The sequence below is a fragment of the Pantoea sp. S61 genome (assembly GCF_016625145.1).
In the GTDB taxonomy this organism is placed as follows: Bacteria; Pseudomonadota; Gammaproteobacteria; order Enterobacterales; family Enterobacteriaceae; genus Pantoea; species Pantoea rwandensis_B.
The window spans coordinates 39,808-58,473 of the sequence record NZ_JACVUO010000008.1; the positions used below are offsets into that span (position 1 = coordinate 39,808).

General features: G+C 53.9%; 16 protein-coding genes. 7 read left to right on the top strand and 9 right to left on the bottom strand.

Annotated features, from left to right (window positions below; translation table 11 throughout):
- Positions 1-36: 36 nt before the first annotated feature.
- Positions 37-1,425, top strand: a complete 1,389-nt coding sequence (locus IAE30_RS16070; RefSeq protein WP_200680377.1) for an L-cystine transporter — start codon at positions 37-39, stop codon at positions 1,423-1,425.
- A gap of 198 nt (positions 1,426-1,623) precedes the next feature.
- Positions 1,624-2,025, top strand: a complete 402-nt coding sequence (locus IAE30_RS16075) for a DUF6515 family protein (protein ID WP_038647356.1) — start codon at positions 1,624-1,626, stop codon at positions 2,023-2,025.
- 54 nt (positions 2,026-2,079) lie between these two features.
- Here the strand turns inward: IAE30_RS16075 and osmE are convergent, their stop codons facing one another.
- Positions 2,080-2,415 (bottom strand): osmotically-inducible lipoprotein OsmE, encoded by a 336-nt coding sequence (osmE, locus tag IAE30_RS16080; protein WP_038647358.1) that lies wholly within the window; start codon positions 2,413-2,415, stop codon positions 2,080-2,082.
- A gap of 191 nt (positions 2,416-2,606) precedes the next feature.
- Here osmE and IAE30_RS16085 point away from each other — a divergent pair, with 191 nt between their 5' ends.
- The 3 genes from IAE30_RS16085 to cho all read left to right on the top strand — a co-directional run bounded on the left by IAE30_RS16085 (position 2,607) and on the right by cho (position 5,715).
- The gene (locus IAE30_RS16085; RefSeq protein WP_038647360.1) at positions 2,607-3,797 is read left to right on the top strand and encodes a multidrug effflux MFS transporter; all 1,191 of its coding nucleotides are present in this window, start codon (positions 2,607-2,609) and stop codon (positions 3,795-3,797) included.
- 117 nt (positions 3,798-3,914) lie between these two features.
- Positions 3,915-4,742 (top strand): ammonia-dependent NAD(+) synthetase, encoded by an 828-nt coding sequence (gene nadE, locus IAE30_RS16090; protein WP_038647362.1) that lies wholly within the window; start codon positions 3,915-3,917, stop codon positions 4,740-4,742.
- Between the two features lie 112 nt (positions 4,743-4,854).
- A complete protein-coding gene (gene cho, locus IAE30_RS16095; RefSeq protein WP_200537305.1) occupies positions 4,855-5,715 on the top strand; it encodes an excinuclease Cho in 861 nt (286 codons plus the stop codon).
- Positions 5,716-5,793: 78 nt separating this feature from the next.
- On the opposite strand, the gene spy is transcribed toward cho, so the two are convergent.
- From spy to IAE30_RS16125, 6 genes are all read right to left on the bottom strand, one after another.
- A complete protein-coding gene (spy, locus tag IAE30_RS16100) occupies positions 5,794-6,291 on the bottom strand; it encodes an ATP-independent periplasmic protein-refolding chaperone Spy (protein ID WP_038647366.1) in 498 nt (165 codons plus the stop codon).
- 280 nt (positions 6,292-6,571) lie between these two features.
- Positions 6,572-7,567 (bottom strand): succinylglutamate desuccinylase, encoded by a 996-nt coding sequence (gene astE / locus IAE30_RS16105; protein ID WP_038647368.1) that lies wholly within the window; start codon positions 7,565-7,567, stop codon positions 6,572-6,574.
- A 43-nt stretch (positions 7,568-7,610) separates the two neighbouring features.
- Entirely contained in the window at positions 7,611-8,939 is a 1,329-nt protein-coding gene (gene astB, locus IAE30_RS16110; protein ID WP_200680379.1) for an N-succinylarginine dihydrolase, read from the bottom strand.
- Positions 8,939-10,405 (bottom strand): succinylglutamate-semialdehyde dehydrogenase, encoded by a 1,467-nt coding sequence (astD, locus tag IAE30_RS16115; protein WP_200680381.1) that lies wholly within the window; start codon positions 10,403-10,405, stop codon positions 8,939-8,941. The genes astB and astD overlap by 1 nt, the downstream gene beginning before the upstream one ends.
- The gene (gene astA / locus IAE30_RS16120; protein WP_045834231.1) at positions 10,402-11,433 is read right to left on the bottom strand and encodes an arginine N-succinyltransferase; all 1,032 of its coding nucleotides are present in this window, start codon (positions 11,431-11,433) and stop codon (positions 10,402-10,404) included. The genes astD and astA overlap by 4 nt, the downstream gene beginning before the upstream one ends.
- A complete protein-coding gene (locus IAE30_RS16125; RefSeq protein ID WP_200680383.1) occupies positions 11,430-12,650 on the bottom strand; it encodes an aspartate aminotransferase family protein in 1,221 nt (406 codons plus the stop codon). Before IAE30_RS16125 ends, astA begins: the two co-directional genes overlap by 4 nt.
- 888 nt (positions 12,651-13,538) lie before the next feature.
- Between IAE30_RS16125 and IAE30_RS16130 the strand changes: the two genes are divergently transcribed.
- The gene (locus IAE30_RS16130) at positions 13,539-14,630 is read left to right on the top strand and encodes a porin (RefSeq protein ID WP_038647379.1); all 1,092 of its coding nucleotides are present in this window, start codon (positions 13,539-13,541) and stop codon (positions 14,628-14,630) included.
- Positions 14,631-14,787: 157 nt separating this feature from the next.
- The gene (locus IAE30_RS16135) at positions 14,788-15,861 is read left to right on the top strand and encodes an alpha/beta fold hydrolase (protein WP_234472778.1); all 1,074 of its coding nucleotides are present in this window, start codon (positions 14,788-14,790) and stop codon (positions 15,859-15,861) included.
- Here IAE30_RS16135 and IAE30_RS16140 read toward each other — a convergent pair.
- Both IAE30_RS16140 and IAE30_RS16145 read right to left on the bottom strand, forming a co-directional pair.
- Positions 15,794-16,813 carry an AraC family transcriptional regulator gene (locus IAE30_RS16140; protein WP_038647389.1) on the bottom strand — a complete coding sequence of 340 codons (1,020 nt, stop codon included), beginning with the start codon at positions 16,811-16,813 and terminating at the stop codon, positions 15,794-15,796. The genes IAE30_RS16135 and IAE30_RS16140 overlap by 68 nt on opposite strands.
- Positions 16,814-16,897: 84 nt before the next feature.
- Complete coding sequence (locus IAE30_RS16145; protein WP_200680384.1) at positions 16,898-18,334, bottom strand: YchO/YchP family invasin; 1,437 nt, start codon at positions 18,332-18,334, stop codon at positions 16,898-16,900.
- Positions 18,335-18,666 lie beyond the last annotated feature (332 nt).

Genomic DNA, 18,666 nt, shown 5'->3' on the forward strand with positions numbered 1-18,666 from the left:
CCAAACGTGCTGCGCGGCACACCTCTGGAGTCGAGTATGGATTTTCCCCTCATTATTAATATCATCGCCTTTGTTGCGTTGCTGATTCTGTTGAATCGCATTGGCAACCAAAGCTGGAGCCTGTCGAAACGCGTGCTGACTGGCTTAGTGATTGGCGTGCTGTTCGGTCTGGCGCTGCAAACCATTTATGGCGAAAACAGCCCGGTGGTTAAGGATTCAATCAGCTGGTTCAACATTGTCGGCAACGGTTATGTCCAGTTGCTGCAGATGATTGTAATGCCGCTGGTGTTTGCGTCGATCCTGAGCGCTGTCGCGCGCCTGCATAATGCCTCTTCACTCGGCAAGATCAGCGTGCTGACCATTGGCGTATTGCTGTTCACCACCGCGATCTCCGCGCTGGTGGGTGTGATGGTCACCGGGCTGTTTGGCCTGAGCGCAGAAGGCCTGGTGCAGGGTGCGCAGGAAACCGCACGTCTGAGCGCGATCCAGAGCAACTATGTAGGCAAGGTTGCAGATCTCAGTACGCCGCAGCTGCTGCTCTCCTTTATCCCGAAAAATCCGTTTGCCGATATGGCGGGCGCTAACCCAACCTCGATCATCAGCGTGGTGATCTTCGCTGCCTTCCTCGGCGTGGCGGCATTGCAGCTGCTGAAGGATGACAAAGTCAAAGGCGAGCGAGTACTGGTGGCAATTGATACGCTGCAGTCCTGGGTGATGAAACTGGTGCGTTTGATCATGAAGCTGACGCCGTACGGTGTGCTGGCGCTGATGACCAAAGTGGTGGCGGGCTCTAACCTGCAGGACATCATCAAGCTGGGCGGTTTTGTGGTGGCCTCTTATCTCGGTCTGGCGATCATGTTTGGCGTGCACGCCCTGCTGCTGTCCGTGAACGGCATCAACCCGATGCGCTTCTTCCGCAAAGTATGGCCGGTGATCACCTTCGCTTTCACCAGCCGTTCCAGTGCGGCCAGCATTCCGCTGAACGTGGAAACGCAGACGCGCCGTCTTGGTGTGCCGGAATCGATTGCCAGCTTCTCGGCTTCCTTTGGTGCCACCATTGGTCAGAACGGTTGCGCCGGTTTGTACCCGACCATGCTGGCGGTGATGGTTGCACCAACGGTCGGCATCAACCCGTTTGATCCGATGTGGATTGCGACACTGGTCGGTATCGTTACGCTGAGCTCGGCCGGTGTTGCCGGTGTTGGCGGCGGTGCCACTTTCGCTGCGCTGATTGTGCTGCCAGCGATGGGCTTGCCAGTCACACTGGTTGCCCTGCTGATTTCCATCGAGCCGCTGATCGATATGGGCCGTACCGCATTGAACGTCAATGGTTCGATGACAGCAGGTTCACTCACCAGTCGCTGGCTCGGTTTGACCGATAAAGTGCTGGAAAGCGACGAGCACGCTGAACTGGCGCATCGCTAATTCCGACGCAACAGAACAACGGCAGGCCTCATCGCCTGCCGTTTTTTTATGGCTGTAACTCCGCAATTCCCCCCGATCGTGGCGCTAGCGTCAGGAAAGCGTTAAGCATGGTAAACAGACGAAAAATCAGCCACTTTTCACTTGAGTTTTGTCATTAAAAGGCGAATTCTGCTATCAGTCATAGCAGGAGAATCACCGATGAAAAACGTTATCGCCTCGGTGCTGGCGTTAACCTTATTAACGCCAGCCATCAGTTTTGCCCACCCTTACGGCTGGAGCCCCGGCCCAGGTCCACATTGGGGTGGAGGTCCACATTGGGGAGGTGGCCCACGTTGGGGCGGCCCGGGTCCGTTGCGCTTCTTACCTGAAGCGGCTACTGCGGTACTGATTGGCGGTCTCACCTATTACATGCTGAATGGCAACTACTACCAGCGTCAGGGCGATACCTATGTCGTCGTTCAGGCGCCTGAAGCACCGCCAGAGGGCGGAATGCGCGTGCTGGATTTCAACGGAAAACGCTATTACGTGCAGGAAGGTCATTACTATCAGCGTGAGATGGGCGGCAATTATGTTGAAGTGCCCCGCCCGTACGGACTGTAAGTGTAAAACGAAAAAAGGCCCGTCATCGACGGGCCTTTTTGTATTCGGCAAGAATTACTGTGCAGCTTGCGGATCGGTATCGTAGTCTTTACAGCTCTGGAAGCCGTAGTTCATCACGCGGCCCACATCGTTGTAACTGACAAAGTAGGTCTGTGCTTTACCATCACGCTCGCCGAGCACGTAGGTCTGGCAAGTACCACGGGCATGTACCATGGTAATTTCAGTTGATGGCGCACCCGCAATCTGGCGTACCTGATCGCGCGTCATTCCTTTTTTCACATCTTTAACTACCGGCTTAGTCACATAGCTTTCGGCTTTGTCATAAGTCGTACAACCCGATAAGGCTACCAGCGTCATAGCGGCAGCGATACATCCCAGCACTTTATTCATCTTTATATTCCTCATACTTTGTCCATGTCACACTAAGCCTGGAACATAAATCCAGATTTATCAACTTAATGGCTTCGCTTTAAGCCCATTCTGAAGCGTTAGTTTTACGTAAAGTTGCTGTGTTGCCGCTTCACGCTTCGTATAATCTCCCGGCAAAAAAAATCTTAAGACATCAATAAAACAGAGGATCAATGACACCTGCACACTCTAATCGGCTGGTTTACGCCATTACGCTGGGCCTGCTCGCGGCACTTGGACCGCTCTGTATCGACCTGTACTTGCCTGCCTTACCTGAACTGGCGCGCGATCTGCATACCGAAACCGCCACCGCGCAGTTAAGTTTAACCGCAGGATTACTGGGCCTCGGCGCCGGACAATTGCTGTTTGGCCCGATGAGCGACAAGTTTGGCCGTATCCGCCCGTTGTTGCTGTCGCTGGTGCTGTTATTTATCGCGTCGATTGGCTGCGCGCTGGCAAAAGACATTCACTCTCTGTTGGTAGCACGTCTGTTTGAAGGTCTGGCGGGTGCAGGCGGCGCGGTGTTGTCACGCGCTATCGCACGCGATATGTACAGCGGCCATGAACTGACTCGCTTCTTTGCCCTGCTGATGCTGGTGAATGGCCTGGCGCCAATTGGTGCACCGGTGCTCGGCGGTGTGTTAATGACGGTGCTGAACTGGCGCGGCATTTTTGTGGTACTCGGTTGTATCGCTGTACTGCTGATCTTCCTCGCGCGCTGGAAACTGCACGAAACGCTGCCCGCCGAACGTCGCAGCCAGGGCTCAATCTTTTCCGCCTGGGCAGCACTCGGTCAGGTGATCACTCATCGTCCCTTCATGGGCTTCTGCCTGACGCAGGGCTTTATGATGTCCGGCATGTTTGCCTACATCGGCGCTTCCCCATTTGTGTTACAGCAAATCTACGGCCTCTCACCTCAGGCGTTTAGCTTTTGTTTTGCTGCCAATGGCTTCGGCCTGATTATTGCATCTCAAACCAGTGCACGTTTGTGCCCACTGTGGGGAGAATATCGCGTGCTAAAAGGCGGGCTGACGCTGGCATTCGTGGCGTCGAGCTGTCTGTTATTAGCGGGTCTGACCGGGGCACCGCTGCCGGTGATCCTGCTGGCACTGTTCTTCACCATTGCCAGTAACGGTGTCATTGCGACGACGGCTTCGTCTCTGGCGATGCAGAGTCAGGGGCATCGTGCAGGCAGTGCCTCAGCGGTGATTGGTGTCACCATGTTCACGTTAGGTGCCATTAGCGTGCCCGTAACCGGTTTGGGCGGCACCTCAGTATCGAGCATGACGGGCACTATCTTTGGCTGCTTTATGCTGGCAATTTTGATGTTCATACTGTTGGCACAAAAACCGAAAAGCGCCTGAAAAGCCTGCAAATAAGTGCGACAACAAGCCATGCGGCTTGTTGTTTGCCAACGGAGGCGTTAGCTTTAGCAGATGATTCGTATTGTGCCGTCAGGCTACTGACTTGAGGAGAGGTTCATGTCACTGCAGCAGGAAATCATTGAAGCGTTGGGTGTTAAACCCGTTATCGATCCGCAACAGGAAGTCCGCGTCAGCGTCGATTTTCTGAAATCCTACCTGAAAGCCAATCCATTCCTGAAAACGCTGGTGCTCGGCATTAGCGGCGGACAGGACTCCACGCTAACTGGCATCCTGTCTCAAACCGCCATTCGCGAGTTGCGAGAAGAGACCGGCGATAAGGACTACACCTTTATCGCGGTACGTCTGCCGTATGGCGTGCAGGCCGATGAGCAGGATTGTCAGGATGCGCTGGCGTTTATCCAGCCGGATCGCACGTTAGTGGTCAATATCAAAGAAGCGATTCTCGCCAGTGAGCGCGCGTTGAAAGATGCGGGCATCGCAGTCTCCGATTTCGTACGCGGCAACGAAAAAGCCCGCGAGCGTATGAAGGCGCAATACAGCATCGCCGGTATGACCAAAGGCGTGGTGGTAGGCACCGATCATGCAGCCGAGGCCGTGACCGGCTTCTTTACCAAATACGGTGACGGTGGCAGCGATATCAACCCGATTTTCCGCCTGCACAAAGGCCAGGGTAAACAGCTGTTAAAAACGCTGGGCTGCCCGGAACACTTGTATCTGAAACACCCGACGGCCGATCTGGAAGACGATCGTCCTGGCTTGCAGGATGAAGTGGCGCTTGGCGTGACCTATCAGCAGATTGACGCTTATCTGGAAGGCAAAACCATTGATGCCGCCGCTGCCAAGACCATTGAAGGCTGGTATCTGAAAACCGAACACAAACGTCGTCCGCCGATCACCGTGTTCGACGACTTCTGGAAAAAGTAACCGCTCTGCGTTTCCCGCCGCTGTTGCGGGAAACGCCCTCCTTCTGCCGCGGACTGGCGAGAAAAGCATCACGCTGATATACTGGACAGACAACCAGTAATCGGAGTGTGTTTTGGTCAGACGTGTAGCCAGCCACCGCCTCGAATTTGATGCGGCCGCGATTTATCAATATCCCGAACATTTACGACAATGGCTGGAAGGATTACCGAATCAGCCAGGCGTGTATACCTTTCACGGTGAGAGCGACAGCCTGCCACTGTATATCGGCAAAAGCGTCAACCTGCGCAGCCGGGTGATGTCGCATTTTCGCACGCCGGATGAAGCCAACATGTTGCGTCAGGCGCGGCGTGTGACCTGGATCCCTACCGCGGGCGATCTTGGCGCGCAACTGCTGGAAGCGCAGATGATTAAAACGCAGCAGCCGCTGTTTAATAAGCGCCTGCGCAAAAATCGTCAGCTCTGTTCGTTGCAGCTTGGCGATGGCGCTCCGCAGGTGGTTTACGCCAAAGATCTCGACTTCTCCTGCTCCCCCAACCTCTACGGTTTGTTTCGCAGTCGTTTTGCGGCCATGGAAAAACTCAAGGCGATTGCCGATGAACAACGCCTGTGCCATGGATTACTGGGATTAGAGCGCTTATCACCGGGACGCGGCTGTTTTCGCGCCGCGCTAAAACGCTGCGCCGGGGCGTGCTGCGGTACCGAATCCGTTGAAGCCCATCAGCAACGTTTGCATCAGGCACTGGAACAGATGCGTGTGGTGTGCTGGCCGTGGCAAGGTCCGGTTGGCATGGTAGAAGTGGGAGCAGAGATGACACAGATTCACGTCATCGATCACTGGTTCTGGCTCGGTTCGGTCACCACCGAAGCGGAAGCCCGCCAGCTACAGCGCGCACGTCAGGGCTTTGATCATGACGGCTATAAAATTTTGTGTCGCCCGCTGTTGTCCGGGGTTTTCCCGCTGATCGAACTCTAAAACAAAACCGCCGACGCTGCCCAAAACATCAGATGCAGTGGACAACGTCGGCGGTCTCAAACCGATGAGCTAAACGGCTTATTCACCATCAGCCGGCGGTGGCGGCATTTTACCGTCATGCGGGCCTTTCTCTGTCAGACGTTTCTCAAAGTTGGCGTTGTACTGTTTTTTCTGTTCAGGTGTCAGCACGTTGTAAATCTTGTTCTGCGTTTCCATCATGCTCACCGCACGATCTTTCGCGTTGGCGGTCATTTTCTCAGCCTGCGCTTCGGCTTTCGCTTTATCGAAAGTATCTGAAGCGATGATGCTGTGGTTAGCACGACGCTCTTCCAGAGATGGACGTTTCATCTCTTTATGGCTGTCACGCATGATGGTTTTGATCTGCGCTTTCTGCGCATCCGTCAGATTCAGGCCTTTGAACATCATCTCCATACCGTGATGACGCATTGGCGGCTTGTGCATCGGTTTTTCGCTACCTGCTGGCGGTGGTGTCAGATTGTCCGCTGCAGCGTGGACGATGTTGGCAGCACCAAGAGCCATTGCAGTAGCCAGGAACAGGGAAGTGAGTTTACGCATAATATTTGTCCTTACTATTCAGTTTCATGACGACAAGGTGTGTCGCGTCTTCGGAAACAAGCATACGACGCCAAACGTCAACTACTCAGAGTCTGAGTAAAGCCCTGAAAGCATAAAAGACAGTAATCAGGCAATCATGGAGAGAAAGAGAAGAAATGCGTGAGGAATTGCAAAAGAGTATGACAATCAAAGGGAAATGCGCAGGAATTAAGGAGGAGTGTAACGGTATTGTCGGATTTGCGGAAGGGAAAAATGGGTGAATTTTCTTCACCCACCTTATTTATAACGTCAGTGCCTGCGTCTGCTCGTTCTCTTCCACCAGCATCAGGCCAGCACGTAGTCCCGCAGCAACATTTGGATTGGGAAACAGCACATATTCACGCGCCTGTTGTACGTAGTAGCGCGTCTCCCCCTCTTCTGCCAGCAACGTGCCCTGCGGGAATGCCGTAAAGTTCAGCGTTTCTGGCCCCATGTGCAACACAAACGCGTCACCGTGACGGGTAATCTGCTGCGCCACACGATAATGCCGCGGCTGTTCCCGCACTTCTGGCAGTGGCTCGCCATACAACAATGCCGCCAGCGCCTGCTGCACCGCCGAGAACTGGCTGAGATCATTTTCTCCAAACGGCAGGGCTTTACCCAGCTCCAGCGTACAGCTGGCCGCATCATGATGTTCACAGCTGTAGTGGGTAAAGGTGCCGCCAGGGGAACGATGAAACACCAGCGCTTCCAGCTCTGCCGCCGCCAGCCAGTGCAGAAAGTCGTGCGGCCACGGTTGAGGATTCAAGGGCATCACACCAAAGCGCGCATGGTACGAGCCACGAATCGCGGTATGCAGATCGAGATGCCAGCGCACTTCATGATCGCGACATTCGCGCCAGAACTGTTCAAGCGCCTGTTCCAGTCGCAACGTGCGCTGAGCTTCAGGCAAATCGGACACCTTCTGCCAGCGCCCCCCGAACAAGCGGTTAATATCATATTGCTGATAGCGCTTGCCGCTGCGTAGCGCATCGGGATTGCCCAATATCACCAGCAACCGCACCGCTAACGGCTGATCTCCGCGCAGCAGTGGCGTCAACAACATGTTAAGAATCTCAACCGGGGCCGTTTCGTTGCCGTGCACGCCCGCTGACAGCACCAGCGCCTGATGCGTCGGTGCATGGGGTGTCAGGGATAGAATGCCCTCATCGTGCCACTGCCACTGTAAATGGGCATTGCTGCCCTGCCGCTGCTGGGGCGGCTTACCTGACAGGGTTTGTTGTAGAAAATCCTGCATGTACACTCCTTTTCAACTCAGAAGCTTCACTTACCCTCTGAGGTTAACGCTGAAATGCGTAGACACTGCCTAAGTCTAGCAGCTGCGTCAGCTCATCCAGCGCGGTGCGTCCTTCACGCAGTAACTGTGGATCGGCCAAATCGGCTTGGGTCAGGCGATCACGGTAGTGGCGATCGACCCAACTGTTCAGGGTGGTGAATAGGCGATCGTTCATTAGTACCGCTGGATTGAGGGCCTGACGCTCTGCTTCATTGAGCACCACCCGCAAACGCAGACAGGCTGGCCCACCGCCATTGCACATACTCTCACGCAGATCGAACACCGTGAGCTCACGAATCGGTCCGCCGCTCTCCACCAGCTCACTCAAATAGCGCCACACGCCCGCATGCTGGCGTGACTCTTCGGGCAGTACCAGTCGCATCCCACCTTCAGGATGCTGCAACAGCTGGCTGTTAAACAGATAGGTATTCACCGCGTCGGCCACTGACACTTTATCGCGCGGCACCACAATCGGCTGGAAGCCGGGCACGCGCGCAGCCAGCTGTTGTAGTAACGCCGGCTGATCGACAAACGCCTCTTCATGGCAGAACAGCACCTGTTGGTTGCTGACGGCGATGACATCGTTGTGGAACACGCCCTGATCGATCACCAGCGGGTTTTGCTGAGCAAATAGCGTGCGGTCGTCGTCGAGCTGATGCAGGCGCGCCACCGCGGCACTGGCTTCCCGCGTCTGACGTGCCGGATAACGTGCCGGTGCAGCGCCCTGCTGTTGTCCATCACGACCATAAACAAACAGCTGAACACCCGCATCGCCATACTCCGCACCAAAGCGGTTATGGTTGGCGGCACCTTCATCGCCAAACAGCGCCACCTGCGGCAAAGCATCATGCACGCTGAAATGTTGCGGATCGCGGAAAATGGCGCGCAGCAAGTCGGCCGTTTCCGGCGCTTCGATGGCGCGGTGGAATTTATTGTTAAGGTTAGCCACGGTAAAGTGCACGCGACCATCGGCACTGTCGGCTGAAGGCGAAACGGTGGCAGCATTCGCCACCCACATTGCCGAGGCAGAACTGGCCGCAGACAACAATTGCGGTGCCTGCCGGGCGGCTTTCTCCAGCACCTGTTCGTCAGTGCCAGCAAAACCCAACTGGCGCAGCAGCGGGATATTCGGCCGCTCATGCGGCGGAATCACCCCTTGCACATAGCCCATGTCCGCCAGCGCTTTCATTTTCAACAGGCCCTGTTTCGCCGCCAGACGTGGATTAGAAGGCTGCAGCTGATTACGCGTTGAGGCTTCATTACCAAATGAGAGCCCGGCGTAATGATGCGTCAGGCCGACCAGACCGTCAAAATTGGCTTCAAACGCTTTCATTATTCAGCTCCTTCCGCGGAGAAATCCAGTCCCGGCGATAAGCTGCCCGGTAAGGCCAGGCTCGGGCTCTCCAAAGAAGCCATCGGCCACGCGCAGTAATCTGCGGCATACCATGCACTGGCGCGATGATTACCGGACGCACCTACACCGCCAAACGGCGCTGAGCTGGCGGCACCGGTTAACGGTTTGTTCCAGTTAACAATCCCGGCACGCGCTTCCAGTAGCAGTTGGTCAAACTGCGCACGCTGCGGAGAAATCAAACCGCAGGAGAGGCCATAGCGCGTCTGGTTGGCGAGGCGAATCGCCTGATCGTACTCATCGTAGCGGATGACCTGCAGCAGCGGACCAAACACCTCTTCGTCGGGCAGTTTCGCCACGTCCGTCATCTCAATGATACCGGGAGTGATAATGGCGCTGTCGCGATCCGGCCAGTGCATCGCCAGCAACACCTTGCCGCCCAGATCGATACGCTGCTGCCAGGCGGCGTAAATATGTCCAGCGGCGGCAGGTGAAATCACGCTGCCCATAAAGGGCTGCGGTTCAGCATTCCAGGCGGCAGGCTGCAGACGAGCGGTCACTTCCACCAAACGCTGCAGGAAGGCATCGCCTGCTGCTCCGCGTTTCACCAGCAGACGACGCGCACAGGTGCAGCGCTGCCCGGCTGTAATAAAGGCAGACTGAATCGCGATGTGCACTGCGCCATCAAGGTCTGAGGGGTCCTCGACGATCAGCGCATTGTTACCGCCCATCTCCAGCGCCAGCATTTTCTCAGGCTGACCGGCAAACTGGCGATGCAGGTGATAGCCTGTTGCGGCACTGCCGGTAAACAGCAAGCCATCGATTTGTGGCTCATGCGCCAGTGCCTGGCCGGTTTCGCGCGCGCCCTGCAATAGCGCGATCACACCCGCTGGCAGCCCAGCTTGCTCCCACAGCTCAACGGTTTTTTCCGCCGTCATCGGCGTAAGCTCACTCGGTTTGAACACGACACAGTTGCCCGCCAGCAGCGCGGGAACGATATGTCCGTTCGGCAGATGGCCAGGAAAATTGTAGGGACCAAACACTGCGAGTACGCCGTGCGGGCGATGGCGCAACGAACTTTCACCCTCGGCCTGTTCTCCGGTACGCGTGTGGTAGGCTTTTACCGAGATGGCGATTTTATTGATCATCGCCTGCACTTCGGTCAGAGTTTCCCAACGGGGTTTACCGGTTTCTTTGGCGATACTTTCTGCCAGTGCAGTTTTGTGGCTCTCGAGTAATTTGGCGAAGGCTTCCACTATCGCCTGACGTTCCGCGAAAGGCTTGCGTGCCCAGGCGGGAAAGGACGCACGCGCCGCTTCGCAAGCCGCCACCACCTGTGCACCGGTCGCTGCCCGTCCCTGCCATAACGTTTCACCGTTCACCGGGTTTTGTTTGGTTAACGCTTCAGCGCCGCCCGTCAGCCATTGACCATTAATGAAGTGCGTCATGCTTTTTTCTCCTCGCGGCACAGCGTGACCACACGCAATGCATCGCCATAATCGCAGCGCAACGCCGTGCGCTGATGTTCATTGATGCGGACTTTTCCGCTCGCCATATCCACGGGCAGCAGCGCCACGCGGAAATGCTGGTAATCACCGTTGGCGACCAGACACAGCGGCCAGCTGTCATCGGCTTCCCCGGCTTCGGCCTGAAGCAGGTGACTTTTACGGATGGCGCGAATGCGATCAATTTCGCACTCCAGCGTTGGGCCGCCGTCAAAGATGTCGACGTAATTGAGATAACGGAACCCTTCCGCTTCCAGCACGGCGCGCGCGGGTGCCGTTTTCGGATGCACTTCGCCAATCACTTTCTGCGCCGCTTCACTGAGATAATGGATATACAGCGGATGTTTTGGCATCAGCTCGGCAATAAAGGCTTTCTGCCCGGTGCCGCTGAGGAAATCGGCTTCACGAAACTCCATGGAGAAGAAACGGCTGCCGACGCTGTCCCAGAACGGGGAATGCCCGGCGTCATCACTGACACCGCGCATCTCAGCCACCACGTGCTTCATAAAGCGATCGCGGAAATTAGCCATAAACAGGAAGCGGGATTTCGACAGCAGATGGCCATTTTTTCCATCGCGATAATCGGGATCGAGGAACAGCGTGCACAGCTCGCTGCTGCCGGTATGATCGTTACTTAACGACAGCGTTGGCAAGCTGGCGTAGACGTTTAACTCTTTCGAGGCGTGTACCTGCGTGCCCACCCGGAAGTTGTACCACGGGTCTTGCAGGCCCACGGCCACTTCAATGGCACAGATCCCAACAGCACGATTGTCTGCGCTATCGGCCAGTACAAACACATAGCCTTGTTCAGCACGCGAGAGCGCGCCCTGCCAGGTGAGCAGAGAACGCTCAATACGCGCTTTCAGTGTATCGCTATCGGCGGGCAGCGAGGTTAAGCCGCCCCCGGTTTTGCCCGCCAGCGACAGCAACTGCGCAAGGTCGTCACGTTCGACGGGGCGAATCACCATCATGATGCAGCTCCTTTGAGCACGCGAGCACAGGCACGTTCAAAGCGCGCCAGCCCCTCTTTCACTTCCGCTTCACTGATATTGAGCGCGGGCGCGAAACGCACCACGTTAGCACCGGCAATCAGCACCATGACGCCCTCTTCCGCCGCCGCCAGGTTGAACTGCTTCGCTTTCCCGGCAAAATCTTCATTCAGTACGGCTCCAATCAACAGCCCAAGACCGCGAACTTCTTTAAAGATCGGCAGGCGCTGGTTCATCTCTTGTAATGCCGCGACAAACCACTGATGGCGCTCTGTGACACCCGCCATAAAGTCGGGTTGGTTAATCAACTCCATCACTTTACCGGCGACGGCACCTGCCAGCGGGTTACCGCCGTAGGTGGTGCCATGGGTGCCCACGCCCATCACCAGCGCCAGATCTTCACGTGTCAGCATCGCGCCGATCGGGAAGCCACCACCCAGCGCTTTGGCGGTGGTCAGCACGTCAGGCGTCACGCCATAGTGCATGTAGGCATACAGCGAACCGGTACGCCCCACGCCGCTCTGCACTTCATCGAATATCAACGTCGCCTGATGTTTGTCGCACAGTTCACGCAGGCCGCGCAGGAAAGCCGGATCGGCCGGTACAACACCGCCCTCACCCTGAATCGGTTCAACAATAACGGCACAGGTTTGGTCATTGATCAGTGCTGCGGCAGAGGCCAAATCGTTGAAGCTGGCATGTTCAATCGCCGGGGGTAACGGCGCAAAATCACGTGAATAAGCCGGTTGACCACCCGCTGAAACAGTAAATAGCGTGCGTCCGTGGAAAGCATTATTGAAGGCCACGATGCCATTTTTCTCGGCGCCAAAACGATCGTGCGCGACTTTACGCGCCAGTTTCAGTGCTGCCTCATTAGCCTCTGCCCCGGAGTTACAGAAGAACACGCGATCGGCAAAGGTGGCGTCAATGAGCTGTTTAGCCAGGCGTAAAATAGGTTCGTTGGTATAGCCATTGCCGGTGTGCCATAGCTTACCGGCCTGCTCTGTCAGAGCCTGTTGCAAAGCGGGATGCGCATGTCCCAATGCATTAACCGCGATGCCACCTGCAAAGTCGATGTAATCCTTACCTTGCTGATCCCAGAGCGTTGAGCCTTCAGCACGCACCGGTACAAAAGCTGCGGGGGCATATACCGGCATCATCCATTGATCAAAATCGTGACGTGAAACCTGCAGTGACATAGCCATTTCTCCTGCTCCAGCTAAGTGAAGCTATTGTTTCAAAATTGTAAAAATCCGTTGTGTCGCAGCACTACTGTAGAGTGCAGTAAGCGTGCCAGCTAGCGGAAAAAATGCATAAATGGGTTTGAGCAACGCAATATCAATGAGTTAGATTAGGTCACCATTCACATTAACTGCATAAAAAGTGAATATCAGTCTGATGGAGAGAGGAGAGCAGCTATTTATTTAGCAGATTTATGCATTCACAAAATGAAATAGCGCTTTTGTGATCGCACAGCAAATATTTCGCCAAAAAGTCGCGGCGTCCGCCCTGTTTTAGGGCAACTTGTGCATTTATGGTGCGCGGATGTGCAGGAAATGTGCATCCAAATCGGCAAGTAGAGGTGGCACTCACTCGCTCCTGTTTAACAATCTCTTTGCATATTTGGCTGCATTTTGAACAACGCCTTAATTAAACGTAAGTTAAACGACGTTTAGTGACTAAGGTTATTATCATTGCAGAAATAAAAAGACACAAAGAGATTAACCAGATAATTACCATGCTAATGATTAGGTGGTTTTATATATTTGTTATTGAACAATAATGCATAGGCTTGTGCTATTTAACCATCATAGAAACAGGGTGATTTACTTTTCTTTAATTTTATTAATACCAATATAAAACAATGAGTTATCTATTTATATTGATGCGATACATATTGATATTGGGATAAGTTTATCCAATGTAAAATCCCATATAATGGAAGTTAAGATTAAAAATCACACAAAAAGCCAATCGGAAATATTTAGTTACATATATTGCACTGTTGATCTTGAACCTTTTGTGTCATTTTCTTTTCACCCCGATGACGGGGATACAATTAAAAAATATCACAGGGTAAATTATAAATGATGAAGCGCTCCTTACTGGCAGCAGTGATGCCTTTACTGCTGGGACTTTCTTCGGCTCAGGCCGCCGAAATCTATAACAAAGATGGCAACAAACTGGACCTGACCGGCAAAATCAACGTTTCGCATCTGTTCTCTGATAACGACAGCGCAAACGGTGAAGTCTCTTCCTATACCCGCCTGGGCTTTAAAGGCGAAACCAAAATTAATGACCAGCTGACCGGCTATGGTCAGTGGCAATACCAGTACAGCCTGAGCAACTCTGAAGGCAGCGATGCTAACTCAGGCAACAAAACCCGTCTGGGCTTTGCGGGTCTGAAAATTGCTCAGTTCGGTTCAATCGACTACGGCCGTAACTACGGTCTGGTGTACGACGTACTGGGCTACACCGATATGCTGCCGTACTTTGGTGGTGATTCAGGTTACACCGATGCGTTCTTGTCAGGCCGTTCTACCGGTGTGCTGACCTGGCGTAACAAAGATTTCTTCGGTCTGGTGAAAGGCTGGAACTTTGCCGCGCAGTATGAAGGCAAAAACGAGCGCTCTGACAGCGCAACTGCCAGCAACCTGGCGGTACGTCGTTCGAATGGTGACGGCTTTGCGTTGTCAACCTCCTATGATTTCGATTTTGGCCTGAGCATTGTTGGTGCTTATGCGAACCTCGATCGTGTCACTGCACAGAACACCGCAACCTACGGCCGTGGCGATAAAGCGCAGAGCTGGGCAGCCGGTCTGAAATACGATGCCAACCAGATTTACCTGGCGACCATCTATGGCGAAACGCAGAACGCGACGCCGATCGGTAATAACGGTTTCGCTAACAAAGCGGTTAACTTTGAAGCCGTTGCACAGTATCAGTTCCTGAATGGCCTGCGTCCTTCACTGGGCTATGTGTCTTCTCGCGCGAAAGATGTCGAGAACAATGTGGGTGATACTGACCTGTTCAAATACGTAGCCGTTGGCGTGACTTACTACTTCAACAAGAACATGTCTGCTTATGCAGAGTATAAAATCAACCTGTTGAAAGATAATAACGCGTTGAACATCAACACTGACGACGTAACTGCTGTTGGTCTGGTGTATCAGTTCTAAGTGAGTATCCCTCATTGCATACCGGCTAGTGTCGGCTGGGTATGAGCAAAGGGCAGCGCAAGCTGCCCTTTTTTATTGTCGTTATACAGGTACTCAATCGTGATTGAGGACGCGATAACTGACTGTTTCCGTTATTACTCTTCATGATTTTACACTCATGGAGAACACGCTAATGATTCGATTTTGTATTTGTGCACTTATGCTGATGATGTGTGCATCGCTTGCACAGGCAGCTACGGGCTTTCGTCAGATAACACTTGATAGCCAGGGCAATCGTCCGCTCAATGTTGCTTTTTGGTATCCCACTGCAGCCACGGGCGTCTTAGAAGATGTGGGTGAGAACCCAGCGTTCTATGGTGAGTCGGTTTTACGCAATGCAACGCCTCGTCCCGGACAGCATCCTTTAGTCCTTCTGTCTCACGGCTATGGCGGTAGCTGGCGTAACCTCAACTGGTTGGCGCATGCACTCACTGTGCAGGGATATATCGTCGCTGCCCCCAATCATCCCGGTACAACAACTGAGAATCGCGATCCTGCTACTGCCCGGAAACTTTGGCTGCGTCCAGATGATATCAGCCGGGTACTGGACCGATTATTGGCAGACGAACACCTGGCAGGAAAAGTTGATCCATTGCGCATCGCCGCCATAGGCCACTCACTTGGAGGGTGGACAGTAATGGAGTTAATCGGTGCCCGGTTTTCGTCAAACAGATTTGTTCAGGATTGCCAGAACCACGCGCCGCTATCAGACTGTCAATTGATTGAGACTTTGGGTATCAGCAACACGAATACCGCTTCTTTATTAAATGCTCAATTAGGTAGCCCCCACATCAAAGCGGCTATATCGCTCGATCTGGGTCTGGCGCGCGGATTCACGCCAGATAGTTTGGCAAGGATTTCTGTGCCAGTGCTGGTATTATCCGCAGAACAAGACAGTGTTGAACTTCCCGCCTCACTGGAATCCGGCTATCTGGCGCAGTATCTTCCGCCGCAACAGACACCGTTTTCACGTATCAGCGGCGCAACCCACTTTAGTTTTATGCAGCGCTGTAAACCCCATGCTGCTGAGTTGATTGAACAGTTTTCCCCTGGCGATGGCATCATTTGCCAGGATCAAGGCAGCCGGAGCCGTGCCGATATTCATCAGGAGTTAATCGCCCGTATCACGCATTTTCTGAGCGCGGCATTGAACCGGCCTGCTGACGAAATGCACTCGGCGTCTGCCCGCTGATGCGGAGAAACTCGCGATTGAAATTTGATTTGGTGGTGAATCCTGAAGCCAGCATCACCTCCGTAACCGGCAGTGAACTGCTTCGGAGCAACTGCTGCGCATGAGCGATGCGAAAACCATTTATCCATTGAGAAACATTACAGTGGTAAGTCGCATTGATCGCACGCGAGATGTGACGCGAGGGAATACCGGCTTTGCGCGCCAATAGATTCAACGTGAGTTGTGTATTAAGGAACAGGTCATCCTGCCGCAGTCGATTTTCCAGTTGCAGGCACAAAGCTGCCTGCTCAGGCGTCTGCAACGGAGAAGAATCGGGCAGTACTGTCTCAATACTCACTTCCCGGGGGCGAGTACGTGCTGCAAATACAATCGCCAGGCTAAGTAAAGGCAGCATTAAACTTTGCATTATCGCGATGATTTGCGGCACAAGCTTGCCCTGATGCAAAGTGAATTCGAGCGCCACCAGCAAATCTGTCATACCAGAGAAGCAAAGAAATACACCGGCGGTAAGAGCCATTTTTGCCGCCAGCCCGACTTCGCTGATGCGCGCATCGCTTAATCGATCCCCACCGCCTAAGCCCAGAAAAATCAACGCTGCCCCGTATCCGATGTAGAGCACAAATAGCACGCTATCAATGGTTGGTGGCCAGCACTGCATAATGATGATGGCCAGCGCGGGCGGGACGATTTTCCAGCGTGAATAGTTCTGAGTCGTATGCGGGCTGAAACAGTACCAGGCCAGCGCTGGAAGCAGCGTTGCCAATAACACGCGCAAAGCCATGAGTGGCGTTGACGGCAAGATCCAACGTAATGCTCCCACCGCCAGTAACAGTGAGCAGACGACCAGAAATAACAGCGTGGTTTGGTGGCGTTGCTTATCGTTCGCCGCTAAGGTCACGATTAAAATCAGCAGCACCAGTAGCGTAACCAGCGGAACCGGAATTGAAGGCATGCAATAAGAACCCATTCCTGACAATAAGCCGCTATGTTACCGGGTTCATGCAGTGAAGTGGCATGAATTTCGTCGATGACCGTTTTAAGGCGCCAGCAAATCGAAACGATTATCCTCTCCGGAATTGATGCTAAACGGTTCCTGTAATTGCAGCGTAATCCAGTTGGAGGTCACCCGGCTGCCCTTGCTGTCTTCCAGCGTCACAGACAGGCGATAACTGTTGGTGGCGTCAGATGCGCTGTTCCACGTGGGCATAATAATGCTCCATCCTTGCGGATCGTTAGGATTCGCACCCGGCGTTAAGCTCAGTGCCTGAGTGTCGCCCTGCCAGACCACTTTAGTGATCGGATTGGCATTACGGATTTGCAATTTCAGCGGCAGACTTTCACCGCCGTTTAATTGCCATGGCGGCGTAGCGAGGAACACGGATAAAGTTTTGCGCTGACGATATTCCACCACCGGCGTAGTGTTGCGGGTGACCATGTCATAACGACTGCCACGCAGCGAACGCGCTTCTGCCACGTTATCGGCACTCAACTGCTGGCTCAGCGGCACGCCGAAACGGTAGTTTAGATGCAAACCCAGCTGATCCTGACTTTCACCTTCATTACTGGTTTTGTGGCTGGCAGAGAGTGTGACCAACGGCACAGGCGTGTAGGAGACACCAAAGGTCAGCGCCGAGGGATTGTGATAGGTATTGCCGCTGCTAAACAGATCCACATCATTGCCCAGATACTGCTCCCAACTCACTGACATCCAAAGCTGGCGATAGAAAGGCAGATAGCCCTGGGTGGTGAAATCGTAGCCGCGTGCTAAACGCTGCTGCTGGAAAGGATCGCGATTTTGCCAACCCGACAGTGGCGTGTAGTAGTTAGCCGAGAAGCGCAGGTAATCGCCCCACGCTTCGGTGCCCACTGAAGCGCGCTGCAATCCGCTATTAAACATGCGGTCGACAAAACCGTTGTAACCCAGCAGCCATTTACCCGCCGTCCAGCGTTGTCCCAAGCCGATATTGCCCACCAGCCCATCATCCGTTTGATGAAAGCCCACTTCACTAAAGGTCAGGTATTGGTAGCGATCGGCCCACGGCGTGAGTAGCGAAGCGCCACTGCCGGTGAAGTTACCGTCCATATCGACGTTAAAATCGATTTGCGCTTTACCATAAGGCGACAACAGGGATTGGCCTTCATCCACAACGCGGTTCGCCACTTCATCGCGGAAATGGTTAAACGCCCAGATGCCCGCCTGATGACCAAAAGTGTTGTCGCTGGTGCTGTCCTGACTGGCTTCACCAATGCTCTTGGCGATGGTGGCCAGATTCTTGCTGAAGGCCGCATTCTCGTCTTCATAGCCAAGTACGGGTAGATCGCTGGCCATTTTCTGGAAGCGTTCGGGATCGCTAAAGGGCGCATCAGCAACGTGCGTGTCAGTGACCAGCGCCAAAGCCGGTGCAGTGAAAAGCAGCCCGGTTGCGGCAGGCAGCATGCGCAGTGATTTGAAAGCGGAAAAAACAGATGTCATAGCAAAAACAGGCTTTTATCCAGTTTAGAATTTGAGGTGGCTCACAAAACTGTACTGGAATACCCTAACACATTCTGCCGACTTTGCAGAAAAGGCCGGCTGAATTAGGACATTGCCTGATTAGCAAATGCACCATTTTCTTTTGATCACCAAATCGCTCCGCATCGCGTAATGTTCGTCAGTTCAGCGACAGGTGATAACGCAGTCTGCCGCCGTATAGGGGCTGGCCTGCTCTGAAGCTTCAGTGATTATTGTGAAAAAGGGCACGGTAGTGGTGGCCTGAGCATCTCTACTGCTGCAAGGGCTATCCGCAGCGCTGAGGCTTTTACGTT